The organism is Lentzea sp. HUAS TT2 (genome assembly GCF_051853195.1).
In the GTDB taxonomy this organism is placed as follows: Bacteria; Actinomycetota; Actinomycetes; order Mycobacteriales; family Pseudonocardiaceae; genus Lentzea.
The window spans coordinates 1620310-1637418 of sequence record NZ_CP196667.1 but is presented as its reverse complement, the minus strand read 5'-3'; the positions used below and the strand labels follow the sequence as shown (position 1 = coordinate 1637418).

18 protein-coding genes are annotated in these 17109 nt (G+C 68.7%); 10 read left to right on the top strand and 8 right to left on the bottom strand.

What is annotated here, in order from left to right; all coding sequences use genetic code 11:
- Nucleotides 1–4 precede the first annotated feature (4 nt).
- Together ACSHWB_RS08060 and ACSHWB_RS08055 are read left to right on the top strand one after the other, a co-directional pair.
- Nucleotides 5–1978 carry an amino acid transporter gene (locus tag ACSHWB_RS08060; protein ID WP_439661451.1) on the top strand — a complete coding sequence of 658 codons (1974 nt, stop codon included), beginning with the start codon at nucleotides 5–7 and terminating at the stop codon, nucleotides 1976–1978.
- Nucleotides 1979–2064: 86 nt separating this feature from the next.
- The gene (locus ACSHWB_RS08055) at nucleotides 2065–3570 is read left to right on the top strand and encodes a tannase/feruloyl esterase family alpha/beta hydrolase (RefSeq protein ID WP_439661450.1); all 1506 of its coding nucleotides are present in this window, start codon (nucleotides 2065–2067) and stop codon (nucleotides 3568–3570) included.
- On the opposite strand, the gene pip is transcribed toward ACSHWB_RS08055, so the two are convergent.
- The 3 genes from pip to ACSHWB_RS08040 form a co-directional block, all read right to left on the bottom strand.
- Entirely contained in the window at nucleotides 3567–4514 is a 948-nt protein-coding gene (gene pip, locus ACSHWB_RS08050; protein WP_439661449.1) for a prolyl aminopeptidase, read from the bottom strand. The two genes, ACSHWB_RS08055 and pip, sit on opposite strands and share 4 nt — an antisense overlap.
- 89 nt (nucleotides 4515–4603) lie before the next feature.
- On the bottom strand, nucleotides 4604–5146 hold the full coding sequence (locus ACSHWB_RS08045) for a DUF305 domain-containing protein (protein WP_439661448.1): 543 nt from the start codon (nucleotides 5144–5146) through the stop codon (nucleotides 4604–4606).
- Between the two features lie 76 nt (nucleotides 5147–5222).
- Nucleotides 5223–5696, bottom strand: coding sequence for a hypothetical protein (locus ACSHWB_RS08040; protein WP_439661447.1), 474 nt, complete (start codon nucleotides 5694–5696; stop codon nucleotides 5223–5225).
- A gap of 284 nt (nucleotides 5697–5980) precedes the next feature.
- On the opposite strand from ACSHWB_RS08040, the gene ACSHWB_RS08035 reads away from it, so the two are divergent.
- Genes ACSHWB_RS08035 through ACSHWB_RS08025 form a run of 3 tightly spaced genes read left to right on the top strand, consistent with a single transcriptional unit; the run spans nucleotide 5981 to nucleotide 8403 of the window.
- Complete coding sequence (locus tag ACSHWB_RS08035; protein WP_439661446.1) at nucleotides 5981–6727, top strand: lytic polysaccharide monooxygenase; 747 nt, start codon at nucleotides 5981–5983, stop codon at nucleotides 6725–6727.
- 4 nt (nucleotides 6728–6731) lie between these two features.
- Nucleotides 6732–7328 (top strand): DUF305 domain-containing protein, encoded by a 597-nt coding sequence (locus tag ACSHWB_RS08030; protein ID WP_439661445.1) that lies wholly within the window; start codon nucleotides 6732–6734, stop codon nucleotides 7326–7328.
- A 52-nt stretch (nucleotides 7329–7380) separates the two neighbouring features.
- A complete protein-coding gene (locus ACSHWB_RS08025; protein WP_439661444.1) occupies nucleotides 7381–8403 on the top strand; it encodes an FAD-dependent monooxygenase in 1023 nt (340 codons plus the stop codon).
- Here the strand turns inward: ACSHWB_RS08025 and ACSHWB_RS08020 are convergent.
- Both ACSHWB_RS08020 and ACSHWB_RS08015 read right to left on the bottom strand, forming a co-directional pair.
- Nucleotides 8363–10969: a BTAD domain-containing putative transcriptional regulator gene (locus ACSHWB_RS08020; RefSeq protein ID WP_439661443.1), complete on the bottom strand. Its 2607-nt coding sequence runs from the start codon at nucleotides 10967–10969 to the stop codon at nucleotides 8363–8365. The genes ACSHWB_RS08025 and ACSHWB_RS08020 overlap by 41 nt on opposite strands.
- Nucleotides 10970–10973: 4 nt before the next feature.
- The gene (locus ACSHWB_RS08015) at nucleotides 10974–11744 is read right to left on the bottom strand and encodes an AraC family transcriptional regulator (protein ID WP_439661442.1); all 771 of its coding nucleotides are present in this window, start codon (nucleotides 11742–11744) and stop codon (nucleotides 10974–10976) included.
- A gap of 98 nt (nucleotides 11745–11842) precedes the next feature.
- Between ACSHWB_RS08015 and ACSHWB_RS08010 the strand changes: the two genes are divergently transcribed.
- Genes ACSHWB_RS08010 through ACSHWB_RS08000 form a run of 3 tightly spaced genes read left to right on the top strand, consistent with a single transcriptional unit; the run spans nucleotide 11843 to nucleotide 14077 of the window.
- Nucleotides 11843–12241 carry a DUF2000 family protein gene (locus ACSHWB_RS08010; protein WP_439661441.1) on the top strand — a complete coding sequence of 133 codons (399 nt, stop codon included), beginning with the start codon at nucleotides 11843–11845 and terminating at the stop codon, nucleotides 12239–12241.
- A gap of 23 nt (nucleotides 12242–12264) precedes the next feature.
- A complete protein-coding gene (locus tag ACSHWB_RS08005; protein ID WP_439661440.1) occupies nucleotides 12265–12843 on the top strand; it encodes a Pr6Pr family membrane protein in 579 nt (192 codons plus the stop codon).
- 28 nt (nucleotides 12844–12871) lie between these two features.
- A complete protein-coding gene (locus ACSHWB_RS08000) occupies nucleotides 12872–14077 on the top strand; it encodes an MFS transporter (protein ID WP_439661439.1) in 1206 nt (401 codons plus the stop codon).
- Here ACSHWB_RS08000 and ACSHWB_RS07995 read toward each other — a convergent pair.
- Nucleotides 13987–14814, bottom strand: coding sequence for an alpha/beta fold hydrolase (locus ACSHWB_RS07995; RefSeq protein WP_439661438.1), 828 nt, complete (start codon nucleotides 14812–14814; stop codon nucleotides 13987–13989). The genes ACSHWB_RS08000 and ACSHWB_RS07995 overlap by 91 nt on opposite strands.
- A complete protein-coding gene (locus ACSHWB_RS07990) occupies nucleotides 14811–15494 on the bottom strand; it encodes an SRPBCC domain-containing protein (RefSeq protein WP_439661437.1) in 684 nt (227 codons plus the stop codon). Before ACSHWB_RS07990 ends, ACSHWB_RS07995 begins: the two co-directional genes overlap by 4 nt.
- 138 nt (nucleotides 15495–15632) lie before the next feature.
- Between ACSHWB_RS07990 and ACSHWB_RS07985 the strand changes: the two genes are divergently transcribed.
- On the top strand, nucleotides 15633–16217 hold the full coding sequence (locus ACSHWB_RS07985; protein ID WP_439661436.1) for a DUF998 domain-containing protein: 585 nt from the start codon (nucleotides 15633–15635) through the stop codon (nucleotides 16215–16217).
- Nucleotides 16218–16275: 58 nt separating this feature from the next.
- Here ACSHWB_RS07985 and ACSHWB_RS07980 read toward each other — a convergent pair whose 3' ends face one another.
- Complete coding sequence (locus ACSHWB_RS07980; protein WP_439661435.1) at nucleotides 16276–16500, bottom strand: zinc-ribbon domain-containing protein; 225 nt, start codon at nucleotides 16498–16500, stop codon at nucleotides 16276–16278.
- 86 nt (nucleotides 16501–16586) lie between these two features.
- Here ACSHWB_RS07980 and ACSHWB_RS07975 point away from each other — a divergent pair, with 86 nt between their 5' ends.
- Nucleotides 16587–17087: a GNAT family N-acetyltransferase gene (locus ACSHWB_RS07975; protein ID WP_439661434.1), complete on the top strand. Its 501-nt coding sequence runs from the start codon at nucleotides 16587–16589 to the stop codon at nucleotides 17085–17087.
- Nucleotides 17088–17109: the final 22 nt, after the last annotated feature.

The window sequence follows — 17109 nt, the reverse complement described above, 5'->3', positions numbered from 1 at the left end:
CGCCATGAGCACGGAGTTCGCCATCCCCGCCGAGGTCCCGAGCCCGGAGCGACAGGCCCCACCCGGCGGGCCACTGGGCAGGTGGTTGCTCGCGGACCGCGTGGCGCCGTCCGGTCCGGAGACCCACGAGTCGCACGCCAAGCCGCACCCGTGGTGGAAGGTCATGACGCTCACCGGCGTCGACTACTTCTCCACCCTGTCGTACCTGCCCGGCATCGCCGCTCTGGCCGCCGGTGCGTTGTCCCCGCTGGCGACGCTGCTCATCGTGGCGCTGACGCTGCTCGGCATGCTGCCGATGTACCGGCGGGTGGCGCGGGAGAGCCCGAACGGCCAGGGGTCCGTGGCGATGCTGGAGGACCTGCTGCCGTTCTGGCGCGGCAAGATCTTCGTGCTGGTGCTGCTGGGGTTCGTGGCGACGTCGTGGATCATCACGATCACGCTGTCCGCGGCCGACGCCTCGGTGCACGCGCTGGAGAACCCGTACGTGCCGGAGTCGCTGCACGGCGCCGAGCTCTGGCTGACGATCGTGCTGCTGCTGATCCTCGGCGGCGTGTTCCTGATGGGCTTCAGCGAGGCCGTGGGCGTCGCGATCCCGTTGGTGGCGGTGTTCCTCGCCCTGAACGCCGTGGTGGCCGTGGTGGGCCTCGTGGACGTCTTCGCGACGCCGGACGCTCTTGATCGCTGGATCTCCGCTCTGGGCGCGCACGGGGACGGGGTCTTCGGCGTGATCGGGCCGGCGATCCTGGCGTTCCCGCTGCTGGTGCTCGGCCTGTCCGGCTTCGAGACCGGCGTGAGCATGATGCCGCTGGTCGCCGCCGACGGGAAGACGCCGGAGGAACGCCTCGAGAGCCGGGTGCGCAACACCCGCAAGCTGCTGACGACCGCCGCGCTGATCATGTCGGTGTACCTGGTCGCGACGTCGTTCATCACCACCGTGCTGGTGCCGCAGGAGAAGTTCGCGGCCGGCGGGCCCGCGAACGGCCGTGCGCTGGCCTATCTCGCGCACGAGCTGCTCGGCGAGGCGTTCGGCACGGTCTACGACATCAGCAGCATCCTGATCCTGTGGTTCGCCGGTGCGTCGGCGATGGCCGGTCTGATCAACATCGTGCCGCGTTATCTGCCGTCCTACGGCATGGCACCGGAATGGGGCCGCGCCGTCCGTCCCGTCGTGATCGTCTACACGGTCATCTGCATCATCATCACGATCATCTTCAAGGCCGACGTGAACGCGCAGGCCGGCGCCTACGCGACCGGGATCCTGGCGATGATGGTGTCCGGCTCGTTCGCGGTGACGGTGTCCGCGTGGCGCAAGAGGCAGCGGGGCGCGGGCATCGGCTTCACCGTGCTGACGCTGGTGCTGCTGTACGCGCTGGTGGAGAACGTGATCGAGAAGCCGGACGGCATCACCATCTCGTTCGGCTTCATCATCGGCATCGTGGTGATCTCGCTGGTGTCGCGGATCTCCCGCACGACGGAGCTGCGCGTCGACAAGATCCAGTTCGACGAGGATGCGCGGAGGTTCGTCACCGACACCATCGAGAACGACGGGCGCATCACGCTGATCGCGAACCGCCGCCAGGCCGGTGACAAGGCGGAGTACGACGAGAAGGAGTCCGAGCAGCGCGGCATCAACCCGGTGCCGGGCAGCGCGGACGTCATCTTCCTGGAGATCGACATCGTCGACCCGTCGGCGTTCAGCAACGTGCTGTGCGTGACCGGCGTCGAGGTCGACGGTCACCGCGTCCTGCGGGCCTCCGCCCCCGCCGCGCCGAACGCGATCGCGGCGATCCTGCTGGCGTTGCGCGACTCGACCGGGGTGATCCCGCACGCGCACTTCGAGTGGTCGGAGGGGAACCCGCTGGGGCACCTCTTCCGCTACCTGATCCTCGGCCGCGGTGATACGCCTCCGGTCGTACGCGAGATCATCCGCTCGGCCGAGTCCGATCCGACTCAGCGGCCACGCGTGCACGTCGGATAGCTGGAAGACTCCCCCTGTACGTCCGACTACAGGGGGAAGGACGCTATATGCACCGCAAGTTGTTGGTATCTCTCACAGTTGTGGGGATGGTGGCGGCGGGGGTCGCTCCTGCTGCCGCCGATTCCGCTTTCCGGCCAGTGCGTTCGTGTGCGGATCTGGTGCGGTCGTTCAACGTGCCGGATGCCCGCACACGGGTCGCATCGGCTGAGGTTGTCAGTGGCGCCAAGGAGTTCTGCGACGTCCGCGGCACGATCGAACCGAACATCGGCTTCCAGCTGAAGCTGCCGACCCGCGGCTTCCAGGGCCGTTATCTCCAGTACGGCTGTGGCGGATTCTGTGGAATCATCGGCGATCCGGCCTTTCCGACCGGCTGCGGTCCCGCTTTCGGTGACGCCGCGGTGGCGGCCACCGACGACGGACACCAGGTCTCGCTGGAGAACCCGTTCGACACGACCTGGGCCGTCAACGACAAGAAGGCCCGCGACGACTACTTCTACCGCGCGCCCCACGCGTTGTCGAAGGTGTCCAAGCACCTCATCTCGGTGTTCTACGGCAAGGCACCGGTGAGGTCGTACTTCAGCGGCTGTTCCAACGGCGGCCGCGAGGGCCTGCTGCTGGCGCAGCGCTACCCGCGTGACTTCGACGGCATCATCGCGGCCGCGCCGGGTGCCTACTACACCGCGCTGATCGGCTACCAGGCGTGGATCGCGCGCAACACCATCCCGAACGACAAGCTCTTCGTGCTGCACGACGCGGTGATGGCGGCCTGCGACGGGCTGGACGGCCTGGTGGACGGGCAGATCGACGATCCGAGGCTCTGCGAGTTCGATCCGGGAACGCTGTCCGGTCAGCTGACCGACGACGAGATCGCCCGTGTCCGCCGCCTCTACGCCGGCCCGTCCGACCAGGGCGTGCGGCTCTACCCCGGCGGGCAGCCGTACGGCTCGGAGATCTCGTGGACGTTCTGGCTCAACCCGTCGCCCGGCCTGGGCAGGGGAGTCGCCGCCGAGCTCGCGGACAACGGCCTGAAGCACCTCGCCTACCCGATCGGCAAGCCGCACTCGTCGCTGGAGTCGTTCGAGTTCACCACCCGTGAGTTCCGGCGCCTGGTGCCGGAGACCGTGAAGGCGAACTCCCTGTCGCTGGACCTGCGCGCGTTCCAGCGCGCCGGCGGCAAGCTGATCATCTGGCACGGCGCGGGGGACCAGGGCATCCCGTTCGAGGGCACGCTCGACTACTGGCAGCGCCTGACCGGCGGCAAGAACCCCTCCTGGGCAAGGCTTTTCGTGGTGCCGTCGATGTGGCACTGCGACGGCGGCGACACCCTGACGACCTTCGACCCGTTCCGCGCGCTCGTGTCGTGGGTCGAGGGAGGCCAGGCGCCGTCGCGGATCATCGCCGAGGGCCGTGACCAGGACGGCAACGTCGTGCGCACCCGTCCGGTGTTCCCGTACCCGTTGCGCGCCAGGTACGACGGCTCGGGTTCGGTGGACGACGCGGCGAACTTCGTTGCGGCACCTGGTTTCGGCTTCCACGACCGGATCCGCTGGGCCGGTGAGGACCTCTACCGGTCCGGGCCCGTCGCGCCCTAGCGGAACTTCTGGATGGCGGCGGTGATGGCCTTGTCCATGCTGTTGCCCTCCATGATGACGTGCCCGGCGTCGTTCAGGATGACCAGTTCGGCGTCGGGCCACCTCTTCGCGACCTCCCACGCGGTGTACAGCGGTCCGCCGAAGTCGTTGCGGCCGTGGATGAGCACACCGGGGATGCCCTTGAGCCTGTCCAGGTTGTCGAAGATGTGGTTCGGCTCCAGGAACGCCTCGTTGCCCCAGTAGTGGGTCACGGTCCGCGCGAGGCGGTAGCGCGTGACGGGGTCGGCGTACCTCGTGCCCTCGAAGTCGTTGTCGCCGCCCGTGATCGTGGACAGGTCCCACTTGCTCCAGTCCCAGGCCGCCTTCTCCCTGACCGCCGGGTCCGGCGAGTTGAGGAGCCTGTTGTAGGCCAGGGCCAGGTTGCCGTCGCGGTCCTCCTCGGGCACGCCGTCGCGGAACGCGTCGAAGTGGTCCGGGTAGAACAGACCGAGACCGCGGGTGATCCACGCGTGCTCTTCGGGACGTGAGGTGGTCACCGCCGGGATGATGATCTCGCTCACCCGGCCGGGATGCTGGATGGCGTAGGCGAGGATGAGGGTCGACCCCCAGGAACCACCGGCCAGCAGCCACCTGTCGATACCGAGGTGGTCGCGGAGCTTCTCGGCGTCGTCGATCAGGTGCTGGGTGGTGTTGTGCTCCATGCCGGTCGCCGGGTCCGCGACGGACGGGGTGCTCCTGCCGCAGCCGCGCTGGTCCCAGAGGACCAGGTTCCAGTGGTCCGGGTCGAAGTCCTCGCGCCAGCGGGGATGGGAACCGGATCCGGGGCCGCCGTGGAAGACGCACGCGGGTTTGCCGTCGGGGTTTCCACTGGCCTCCCAGTGGATCAGCTGGCCGTCACCGACGTCGAGCATGCCCTGGGCGTAGGGCTCAACCTGTGGGTACACGGTGGGCGAGGGTAGTGCGGACACGCCGACACGCCCACTGCCTTTTTAGGGCTGCGGACGTGGGTTGGCGTACTGGTCCTGGTGGGGCGTCAGGACTTCTGCTTGGCGGCGATCTGGTCCAGCACCTCGGTCTGCGACACGATGATCTTCCCGGCCAGTGCCTTCGAGCCGATGTGCTCGCCCTTGGCCTGGGCGTTCTTCGCCATGTCCACGCCACTGCGGAGGTGGCGGGAGAGCGTGGCGAGGAAGAGGTCGTCGTACTGCTTGCCGGTGGCGGCCTTCAGCGCGTCGACGTCCTTGGCGGTCATCATGCCCGCCATCTTGTGCGTGGCGTTGGCGTCGTTACCGGGCACCGCGATGTTCCAGCTGCGCAGGTAGGTGGCCATCTGCTCGATCTCGCCGGCCTCGGCGTTGGCGATCTTGTCCGCCACGTTGATCACGAACTCGTCCTTGGACTTCGTGATCGCGACCTTGGCGATCTCGATCGTCTGGTGGTGGTGCGGGATCATCTGCAACGAGAACGTCGCGTCCGCCTCGTTGGCCGCCGGTTCACTCGGGCTGTTGCCGCCGACCGACGAACAGCCCGTCAGCGCAACCAGCCCTAGCACGATGATGAGCAGACGCGCTCGCATGAAGCCTCCCGTCTCGCGGTTCCCTGACGAGGGATACGGGTGGCCGAAGTGTCCGGTTCAGAGAAAGTTTCGCAACCTAAGTGGTTCGGTGCAGTTCGAGTGCCGTCAGCACGCCCTGGACCACATCGGGATGGCCCAGCGGGAGCGGTGCCGGTGTGTCGTTCGTGTGGTGGATGACGTGCGCGAACGGCACGTCCACCGCGACCTCCGGATCGACCAGCAGGACCGAGCGGACGAGGTCCGAGTGGGCCGCGACGAGCTCGATGACGTCCGCCGCGATCGGTCCGCTGGAGACCACGTCGAGCACGGTCGTGGTGTCGTCCCTGTGCCTGGTCAGCACGGTGTCCACTGTGGACTTCCAGCCCGGTGCGGCGGGAACGCGCAGCCACACGATCCGCAGGTGTTCGGTCAGCGGTCGCCAGGTCGCGGGGATCTCGTTGTGGACGGCTTCTCCTGCTGGATCGATCACGAGGACCGTTGGGGCACCTGCGGGTCCGTCGGCGACAACGCCGGGGCCGGCCGCCCTGCTGGGCTCGTCGAATTCGCGCATGTCGCGGGGTTACCCACTGTGCGACCACTCGTACCCGGTGCGCTGACTGGTCTGATCCAGTGACCCGAATGGCGGAGTCATAAGACCACCGGGTTGCGTGGACTTGTTGGTATGCATCATTTTTCGTTCGTGTTCGGTGGTCACTTGACCACTTTCTGAACCCCGGTTTATGGTCTAGACCACAGACCGAAACTGGATCGGTGAGCGACATCCAGAGCGCTCCCGGTTCCCGCCCCCTGCCTACGGGTCCACCCGTTTGGGAACGATCCAAGGAGTTCGGACGAATGAAGATCATGCGTAAAGCGGCGCTCCTGATCGCCGCTGTCCCTGCCATCGTGCTCATCACACCGGTCGGTTCGGCCAGTGCGCACGGCTACGTGTCGTCGCCCGCCAGCCGCTCGGCGCAGTGCGCGAGGGGAGACATCTCCGTCGACCTCTGCGGTCAGGCGAAGTACGAACCCCAGAGCGCCGAGGGCGTCAAGGGCAAGAAGAACTGCAGCGGTGACAACGGCGCCTTCGCGCCGCTCGACAACGACAGCCTTCCCTGGAAGGTCACCAACACCGGCCAGACGCTGTCGCTGACCTGGACCTTCACCGCACGGCACGCGACGCGCGACTACGAGTACTTCATCGGCAACACGCGCGTCGGCTACGTCGCCGGCAACAACCAGCAGCCGAACAACCCGACCACGCACACGATCAACCTCGGCGGGTTCTCCGGTCGCCAGAAGCTCTTCGCGATCTGGAACATCGGCGACACGGTGAACGCGTTCTACTCGTGCATCGACCTCAACATCAACGGTGGCGGCACGACCCCGCCGCCCACCACCACGACGACGACCCCTCCTCCCACCACGACGACCAGCACCACGACGCCCCCGCCCGCCGGTGGCACGTGGGCGCCGAACACGTCGTACGCGACCGGTCAGACCGTCACCTACGGCGGCTCGACCTATCGCTGCCGTCAGGCGCACACCTCGCTGACCGGCTGGGAACCGCCGAACGTGGCGGCACTGTGGGAGAAGGTCTGACCTGATGAAGCGCCTGGTGATCGCGGCCGCGGTCCTGGCGCTGGCGGGGTGCGGCGGAGAGGCGATCGTGCCGGAGGGCCAAGGAGCCCACGGGCACGGCGCGTCTTCCGCCGCACCACCCGTTCCGGGTGCCAGTGCGAGGTTCAACGACGCGGACGTGATGTTCGTGCAGATGATGGTGGACCACCTGCAGCTCGGCATCAGCCTCTCGCAGGTGGGCCTGGCGAAGGCGACCACGCAGGAGGCGAAGGACCTCGCGGGCGCGATCGACGTGACCCAGCGTGAGGAGCTCACGATGCTCAAGTCGTGGCTGAAGCTCTGGGGCAAGCCGGAGGGTGACGGCGCCAACCTGCACGCCGCCCACGGCGGTCAGCCGCTGCTCGACGACAAGGTCATCAACGAGACCAAGGACAAGAGCGGGGCCGAGTTCGACCAGCTCTTCCTCAACCTGATGGCCGGGCACCAGGGTGCCGGCGTGGAGATGGCGCTCGACGAGAAGAAGGAAGGCATGAACCCCGAGACGACGGCCTACGCGGAACGGGTGGTCAACACCCGGCAGGGCCAGATCTCGCAGATGCTGAAGATCATCGGCGGGGCGTAGGCGTCAGCGGACTGGCAGCGTTCGGTCAGCGGACCGGAGTTGCATCCCCGGCATGGACGTACTGATCTCGGGAGCGGGAATCGCCGGGCCCGCCCTCGCGCACTGGCTGAGGCGTTTCGGTTTCTCCCCGGTGGTGGTGGAACGCGCGCCGTCGTTGCGCGACGGCGGCCAGGCCGTGGACTTCCGCGGCGAGGTGCACCTGTCCGTGCTCAGGCGGATGGGTGTGCTCGACGCGGTGTTCGCCGCGCAGACCACGCCGCGGGACATGGTGTTCCGCGGCGTCGACGGACGCGAGCGGGCACGGCTGCCCGCGTCGTTCACCGCCGGGGACGTGGAGATCCTGCGCGGTGATCTGTCGCGCCTGCTGTACGAGCTGACCGCTGCTGACGTGGAGTACGTGTTCGGCGACCGGATCACCGCTCTGCACGACGACGGTGACGGCGTGGACGTGACGTTCGCGCACGGTGCGCCGAGGCGGTTCGACTTCGTGATCGGCGCGGACGGGATGCGGTCCGGCGTGCGGCGGCTGGTCTTCCCCGAGTACCGGCCCAGGTTCCAGGGGTACTACTTCGCGATCTGGGACGCGGAGGGTGACGACCGGGACCTGACCTGCTCGCCGGGCGTGCTGACCTCGCCGGGGTGGCTGCTGTACAAGTCGCCGATCCCTCCCGAGCTGATGCCGGACGAGGTGGTGGCGCCGGGCATCTACTTCGACTCCATCAGCCAGGTGCGCATGCCGGCGGTGAGCTCAGGGCGGGTCACGTTGATCGGTGACGCCGGCTACGGATCCACCATGGGCGGCATGGGAACCGGGCTCGCGGTCGTCTCCGCCTACGTCCTCGCGGGGGAGATGGCGTTGGGAGGCAACGCCTTCGCGCGCTACGAGGCGTTGATCGGACCGTACGCGCGCGGCAGCCAGGGCAACCCGGGGCCGTTCCTCGCGCCCGGCAGCAGACTCGGGATGTGGGTGCGGGACCGGATGTTCGGGCTGCTCCCCAAGATGCCGGTGTTCGCGCGGATGGATCTGCGGGCCGCTACCGCGATCGAGCTTCCCGAGTACGAGCCAGTTCACTGAGCGCCGCCTCGACCTGTTCCTTCGCCGCCACGTGCATCCACCCGAACCCGAGCTCCTGCTGGGCCTCCAGCAGGAGCTCCTCCGCCCGCCCGAGGTCGCCCCTGCGCTGGGAGATCTTGGCGAGGCCCGTGTTCGCGAGCGCCCGCGTGGCGGCCAGGCCCGCCCGCGTCGCCATCTCCAACGCCTGCAGGTAGTCGCGTTCGGCCTGGGCCTCGTCGATGTCGAGCAGCCGGTCGGCACGCCGTCCCCGCAGCTCGGCGAGTTCCTCCTGTGCGCCCAGCTCGGCGACGGCCCGCAGTGCCTGGTCCGTCAGCGCGAGGGCCTCTGCCGGGTCCTCGGTCAGCGTGGCCAGCACGTCCAGGACCTGCGCGGACCCCCAGCGTTCGCCCAGGTCCTGGAAGATCCTCAACGCCTCGCGGGACTGGGCGATCGCCAACGGCCGGTCGCCGCGCACGGTCCAGCCGGTGTAGGAGTTGCTGAAGCCGATCAGGCCCTGGATCCACGGGTCCGCACTGCGCTCGACCTCGTCCTGCAACGGCGTGCGCTCCGCGGCCGGGTCGGGCGGTCCGGAGAGCATCGCCCACGCGATGAGCACGAACGGCTGCCTGATCGGGCCGCTCAGCCCGGCGAACCTGCCCAGCACGCGTTCCGGATCGGCCAGGGCCAGCAGGATCACGTACTCCTCTGTGGACTCTTCAGGTACCAGGGCCAGCAGTTTCCGTGCCGCTCCCTCGACCTCCGTGCGGTTGCCCTTCACGTACCAGTACCAGGCGAGATCGCGGACGAGCCGCAACGCCTGCGCCGGCTCGTTCGACGTGGTCCAGTCGAGGGCCTGCATCAGGTTCGCGTGCTCCGCGGTCAGCCGGGTGAACCACCGCACCTGATCCCGTTGGCGCAGCTCGGGATCCGCGCGACCGGCCAGCTCCTGGAAGTACGTGGCGTGCTCGGCGTCGACGCGCCGGTGCTGCGAGCAGAACTCGCGGATGGTCTCCAGCATCCGGTAGCGGCCGTCGTTCGCCTCCACCAAGGACTTGTCCACCAACGCTTCCAGCACCTCGAAGTCGTGCCGGCAGACCTGCTCGACGGCCTCCAGGGTCGCCCCGCCGCTGAACGTCGCGAGGCACGCGGCCAGGTCGCGCTCGTCCTCGGACAGCAGGTCCCATGACCACTCGACGACGGCGCGCAGGGTCTGGTGGCGGGGTGCGGCGGCGCGGTTTCCCTTGGTGAGCAGGCGGAAGCGGTCGTTCAGTCGGTCGGCGATCTCCTCGGTGGTCAGCGTGCGGGTGCGCGCCGCGGCCAGTTCGATCGCCAGCGGCAGGCCGTCCAGTTCCCGGCAGATGTCGACGGTGTGCCGGTCGCGCACGAACGCGGGGTTGACCAGGCGGGCGCGGTCGGCGAACAGCGCCACGCTCTGCTCGGGGTCCAGCGGCGGCACCGGGCACAGCGTCTCGCCGGTGATGCCGAGCGCCTCCCGGCTCGTGGCGAGGATCCGCAACGATGGACACGTGCTGAGCAGGAGCCCGGCCAGCTGTGCGGCCTGGACGATCAGGTGCTCGCAGTTGTCCAGGATCAGCAACGCGTCGCGCTCGCGCAGCGCCAGCGTCAGCCGGTCCTCCGGTTCCAGCACGGTCTCCTTGAGCCCCAACGCCTGCAGCGTCGCCGCCGCGACGTCCTTGGCGGGAGCCAGGTCCACGAAGATCGCGCCGGGACCGGCTGCCTGCAGCGCGAGCCTGGTCTTGCCCGCGCCGCCGGGGCCGGTGAGCGTGATGAGCCGCGAGGAGAGCGAGGCGATCCGCGCGAGTTCTTCCTGCCTGCCCACGAAGTTCGTCAGCTGGGCGGGGAGCTCGCGGTGGGTCTGGCCGCGCAGGATCTGCAGGTGCACGGCACGCAGCTCGGGCGACGGATCGGTGCCCAGCTCGTCGGCCAGCAGAGCGCGCGCGTCCTCGAACGCCTGCAACGCCTCGGCCTGACGGCCCTGCTGGTTCAGCGCCTGCATCAGGTAGCCGCGCAGGCGTTCGTCCAACGGGGTGCGCCGCACCAGGTCCTGGATCTCGGCGACGTCCGCCTTGCCGAGCCGGATCCGCGCGGCCGTCAGCGACCCCTCCACGGCGGAGCGTTGCTCTTCCAGGCGGGTCGCGTGGTCCGGCAGCGCCACGTCGGCGAGCGCCGGGCCGCGCCAGAGCTGAAGTGCTTCGGACAAAAGGGATTCCGCCGCCTGCGGGTCGCCCTGCTCCAACGCCTGCCGGCCGTCCGCCGCCACCGCGGCGAACCGGTGCGCGTCGACCTGGGAGGCGGGCAACGCCAGGCGGTACCCGGCCGGGTGGAACTCGATCAGCGACGTGTCCCCGAGCGCCCGGCGCAGCCGCGACACCTGTCCCTGCAAGGCGTTCGCGGCATCGTTCGGCGGTTCGGCACCGTAGAGCTCGTCCACCAGGCGGTCGAGCGGGACGATTTCCCCCACCCGCATCGCCAGCAGCGCCAGCAGGGTGCGCGGCCGCGGGCCACCCACCGCGATCTTGCTGTCGGGAGAGCGCGCTTCAACTGGCCCGAGGATGCCGATGTGCACGGTGTCAGCGTACGAAGCGCCCGGGACTCGTACCCAGGACACGGCGGAAGTGGCGCGTCAGATGTGACTGGTCGTGGAACCCGGCCAGCACCGCGACCTCCGCGGCGGGCCTTCCCTCGACCAGGTAACCGCGGGCGAGATCCACTCGCCGCCCGGTCAGATAGCGGTGCGGCGGCAACCCGAACCGGCGGCTGAACGCCCGCACCAGGTGCGTCGGGCTGGTCTGCAACCGCGATGCCGCCTCGGACAGGGTGATCCCGTCCGGGAGGGAGGCGTCCAGCAGTTGCCGCAACCGGTCGGCGAGCGTCGGGTCCGCGTGCACGACGGGCGCGGTGCCGGCGAAGTGGTGGGTGAGGCGTTCGGTGATCAACGCGAGCCTGCTCGACGCCTCGAGCGGCTCGTCCAGGGCGAGGTGCAGCTGGTGGACCCGGTGGCGCAGCAGCGGATCGGGCAGCATCGGGGTGTCGACGGCCTTGCCGATCAGGCCGGACGGCAGCACCGAGTCGTCCAGGTACAGCACGCGCTTGTGGAACCCGGTCGGGTGCGCGGAGCGGCCGTCGTGCGGCACGTGCGGCGGCAACAGCGTGACACCGTCCACCAGCGCGCCGTGCTCGTGACGGTCCAGTTCGTACCGCACGGCCCCGGTGTCGAGCACCATCAACGTCCACGCGTCGTGCGTGTGCGCGGGGTAGACGTGCGTGGTGAAGGAGGCGTGGAAGACCTCCCTCACGCCCTCGATGGCCGGCCGCCAGGCCGAGCTCCGCTCAGGCCCCATCTGAACTGGTTGCTCGTTTCGAACACAGCTTCCAAGCCGTGACGCTCATGTCAAGAACGTACAAGACCGCGAGGCCGGGTGCCCGCGATCGTGAGTCCATGTTCGACACCAAGATCGCTGTGCTGCTGCGGGACGACCTGGCCGGGTGGCAGGCGCTGAACGTCACCGCCTTCCTCGTCAGCGCGCTGCCCGCCGAGCTCAAGGGCGAGCCCTACATCGATGCCGACGACGTGCACTACCTGCCGATGTTCGGTCAGCCCGTGGTGGTCCTGCAGGGCGACCAGGACCTGCTGAAGAAGGCCCACGAACGCGCGCTGAACCGCAGCCAGCCGATGAGCATCTTCACCGCGGACCTGTTCGCCACCGGCAACGACGCCGACAACCGCGCGGCCGTCCGCAAGGTGCACACCCAGGACCTCGACCTCGTCGGCATCGCGGTGCACGGCCAGAAGAACGCCGTCGACAAGATCTTCAAGGGCGCCCGGATGCACCCCTGACGAAACCGGGTTCTAATGCGTGCGTGATCAAGCTGCTCCGGATGGTCGTGTTCCTGCTGGTGCTTTCGGCTGAGGTGTACCTCGTCGTGACGCTGGGGGAGAAGTTCGAGCCGGCCAACCACCTCAGCTACTTCACCGTGCTGTCGAACGTCTTCGCGGCGGTCGTGGCGCTGCTGGGCGTGTTCGGCCCGGTGTCCGCGCAGCTCAGGGGCGCTGCGGTGCTCTACATGGCCACGACGGGCATCGTGTACTGGCTGCTGCTGCAAGGCATCGACGTGCAGACGCCGGCCTACGCGAACTGGGTGCTGCACACGGTCGTCCCGATCCTCGTGGTCGTGGAGTGGCTGCTCGCGCCCGAGCGGACCAGGCGTGCGTGGATCTGGCTGTCGTTCCCGCTCGCCTACCTGGTGTACACGCTGGTCAGGGGCCCGATCGTCGGCTGGTACCCCTACCCGTTCATGGACCCGCGCCAGAACGGCTACGGCACGGTGCTCCTGACCTGCGTGTTCGTCGCGGTGGTCTTCGGTGTGCTGGCCTACGCGGTCTCCTGGGCGGGGAACAAATTGGCCCAGAAACGAAGCGCAGCCTTGTCCCAAGGCTAGGGCCAATAGTCGCCCTACGGTCTAGGACATGACCAGGCGACTCGCGTACGCGCAGCTGACGAACTCGATCGGCGACGGCGGTTTCCTCGTCGTCTCCGCCCTCTACTTCACGCAGATCGTCGGCCTGAGCGCGGCGCGGGTCGGCCTCGCTCTGACCCTCGCGTGGGGTGTCGGAGCCGTCGCGGGCGTCGCGCTGGGACACCTCGCCGACCGCCTGGGTCCGCGCACCACCGCGGTCGTGCTCGCCGCAGCCACCGCCACGAGCATCGCGATCCTGCTCTTCACCAGGAACTTCGCCGCGTTCGTGGTGGTCATGTGCCTGTACGCGAGCTTCCAGAGCGGTCTGCAGGCGTCCAGGCAGGCACTCCTCGCCGGCCTCACCACGCCGGAGGAACGCACACGGGTCCGTGCGCGGATCCAGTCCACGGCCAACGCGGGCATCGCGATCGGCGCGGCGGCGGGCGGGTTCGCGCTGCACCTCGGCACCGAGATCGCCTACACGGCCGTGTTCGTGCTCGACGTGGTCGCGTTCCTCATCGCGGCCATCGTCCTGAGCACGCTGCCCGAGACCGTGATGACCAGGGCGAAGGGCAAGTTCGACGTCCTCAAGGACCGCCCGTACGCGTTGATCACGCTGATCAACGCCGTGATGCTGCTCTACATGCCGCTGCTGAGCCTGATCATCCCGCTGTGGATCGTGCAGCGCACCGAGGCGCCGACCTGGCTCGCCGCCGGGTTGCTGATCCTCAACACCGCGGCGGTCGTGCTCTTCCAGGTCCGGATCGCCAGGCGCGCCACCGGTCTGAACGAGGCCTCGAAGCTCGTGAGGCACTCCGGGCTGATCATGCTCGCGTCCTGCGCGGTCTTCGCCACCACGGCGTTCAGCTTCGGCGCCTGGCCTGTGGCGGCGCTGCTGATCGCTGCGGCCGCACTGCAGGTGCTCGGCGAGATGATGCTCGCCTCCGGGGCGTGGGAGATCAGCTTCTTCCTCGCGCCCGCCGACCGGCAGGGCCAGTACCAGGGCTTCTTCGCGACCGGGACGGCCGTCGCGCGCATGGTCGGCCCTGCACTGCTCACCACCGTCGTGCTCGGCTGGGGAGCACTCGGGTGGCTCGCGGTCGGCGGGCTCTTCGTCGTGGCCGGTTACGCGATGGGACCGGCGGTGCGCTGGGCCCGTGAGAAGAACTCCACGAGCTCCGGCGCCATGACCGACGACTTGTACATGTGCGTCTGACCGGGCAGCGTCCGGTACTCCGTGTCCGCCCCGAGCACCTCCGAGACGTTCTTCATGGCGTTGCGGAGGTACTCGGGGCTCTTGCCGCCGTCCATCGCGAGCGTCGGCACCTTCACGGTCCAGCGGTCCGCCGGCAGCTTCGAGCCGCGGCCGTCCTCGCCGAGGATCGTCAGGTCCCACGGCAGCGTGTGCGCGACGAGCTTGAGCTTCTTCCACACCGGGGTCAGCTTCATGATCGCGACGCCGAAGCCGGGTGCGCCCACCATCTTCATGAACGTCGAGATCATGCCGGAACGGTCGTCGCGGGCCAGCATGTCGTTCATCTGCCGCACGATGTCCGCGGGGCGCGGCTTGTACGTGTCGTCCACGACGAACGGCGCCTCGTAGATCGCGAGCCGCGAGATGCCCGGCAGCCGTGACGCGGCTTCGAGGGCCAGCACCGCGCCCGAGGAGACGCCGAAGACGAACGCGGAACCGCCGGCCTCCTTGATGACGGCGTCGATGTCCTCGACCTCGCGCTCCAGCGACCACGGCGTCGCGCCGTCACCGGTCTCGCCGCGGCCGCGCCGGTCGTAGGTGTAGACCGTGAAGTTCTTGTCCAGCACCGAGGCCAGCTCGGTGGTCGGGCCGAACATGCGGTGGCACATCGCGCCGTCCACGATGACCAGCGCGGGCCCGGAGCCCGTGATCGAGTACGCGACCTCGGTGCCGTCGGCGGAAGTCGTGAAGCGCGTCATTTCTGCTCTCCCAAGGTGGTGTCGAGGAAGTCCTGCCAGTCCTGTTCGGACTCGTCGCCCTCGAAGACGTTGTGTGCGGCGATGACGGGACCGAAGAACCCGCGCATGAACCGGTACATGCCCTGGTCGGTGCGCAGCGCGAGGGTGTGGGCGTTGCGGTGGAACTCGACGGCGTCCGGGAGCCTGGTCGCGATCGCCTCGTCGAGCTTCTTCCAGGCCTCGTCCCAGTCGCTGATCATCGGCCCGAAGACCGTGAGCGGACGGGCCGTGCGGCCGGGGAAGTGCGTCAGGTACTCGAGCAGCGTGCGCCGGAACAGCGCGCCGCCGAGCGTCATCGCCTCGAACTCGTCGGCCCAGTCGTCGCCGGGCAGGAAGCCGCTCGTGACCATCCGCAGCACCGTGCTGCTGTGCTCGCGGCCCTCGACGAGGAACTCGTACGCGATGAACCGGCCGTCGGGCGCCTGGCCGCTGTCGTACGCGAAGTGGCGGCCCGGCTCGGAGGCGACGATCTCACTCGTCGGCTCGTACCCGCCGAAGGCCATCTTGACCTGGCCGTTCGCGACCTCGTTGCGGCCCATGAACCACGAGTCGATGCCCGGCCCCGTCGCGATGGCCGTCCAGACGTCCTCGACCGACGCCGGCACCTCGATCTCGTCGGTGCTCTTGAACTCGTGGCCCATCGGTTCTCCCTGCGCTGGCTTCGTGGATGGTCTCATCCTGCTCCCGACGATTCTCTTCGTCAAGACAGCGCGACTCGTCTTGACAAAAAATATTGTCGGTGGTTCCGTGTCCGTCACACCGAACCTCTGGAGGAAGCCATGTCCCGCATCGCCTGTGGTGTCGTCGCCGGTCCGCTCTACCTGGTCGTCGGGTACGCCCAGGCGTTCACCCGCGAGGGCTTCGACCTCTCGCGGCACCCGTTCAGCATGCTCAGCCTGGGCTCGCTCGGCTGGATCCAGATCGCGAACTTCATCGTGAGCGGCGCGTTGTTCCTGGTCGCGGCCACGGGCATGGCGAAGTACTCGAAGTGGGGAGCGAGGCTCATCGGCCTGATGGGGGCAGGGATGATCCTGGGCGGGGTGTTCGTGGCCGATCCGGCGATGGGGTTTCCCGCAGGAGCACCGGACGGCCCGCCCGCCGCACTCTCCTGGCACGGCGCGTTGCACGCGGTCGCGTTCGGGCTCGCGATGATCGGCTGGATCGGGGCGTGCTTCGTGTTCGCGCGTACGCTCGGAGGATGGCTGGCGGTGGTGAGCGGCCTGACGGGCGTGCTCCTGATGGTGCCGATGGCGTTCCTGGGCAACCCCGGCGGGACGGTGCTGCTCTACGCGGTCGCGACGATCGGCTGGGTCTGGACCTCGCTCGTGTCCCTGAGGCTGAGCCGGCCTGCCTTCTCGAGCTGATCTGCCCGGAGTGCGGGCGCGTCACCACCGACGAGCACGCGCCCGGATGTGCCGCCTGTCAGACCAGCTGATGGGCGTGCATCTTGCTGATGTCGTAGGAGACACCGCAGAGCGTGCACTGCAGTCCGTACCGGCTGCTGATGGTGAACAACGGGATGAAGAAGATGGTCGGCTTCGTGTAGCGGCGGAACAGGTTGTGCGCCGACTGGTGGTGGCAGTGCCCGCACACCAGCGACAGCATGCGCAGCTGCTCGATCGTCGTGCGCCAGCCGAGAATGACCATCTGCTCTCCTTCGTCCCGGTTGTCCTTCTGACGTGCGAGTGCCCCTCCGAGTTGCAGCCGGGCCGCCGAATTCAGAAAGTGGACAGGTGGACACCCTGCTGAGGCCCTGGACCCCGGACGACGCGCCGATCATCCTGGCGGCATCGGGCGAGGAGATGATGGACCGGCAGTTCACCTCCCAGATCGACTCGCTGGCCGACGCCGAGGAGTGGATCGCGCTGCTCGCGTCCCGCCGCGACGAGGACACCGCCTACTCGTTCGCCGTGCTGCACGAGGGCGTGCCCGTGGGCAACATCGCCGTGTCGAGCGTCGAGCGCCGCCACCTGACCGGGTGGATCTCGTACTGGATTCGGGAAGAGGCGCGGGGCAAGGGACTGGCGACCAAGGCGTGCCGCGAGGTCAGCGAGTTCGCCTTCTCCGAGCTCGGCCTGTTCCGCCTGGAGATCGCGCACCGCCTGGACAACCCCGCTTCCTGCCGCGTCGCGACGGGCGCGGGCTTCGCGGTGGAGGGCGTCGAACGGGCGCGGTTGCTCTACGACGGAGTCCGCTACGACACCGAGACGCACGCACGGCTCGCCACCGACTGAGGTTGACATCGCGGCTCGGCGG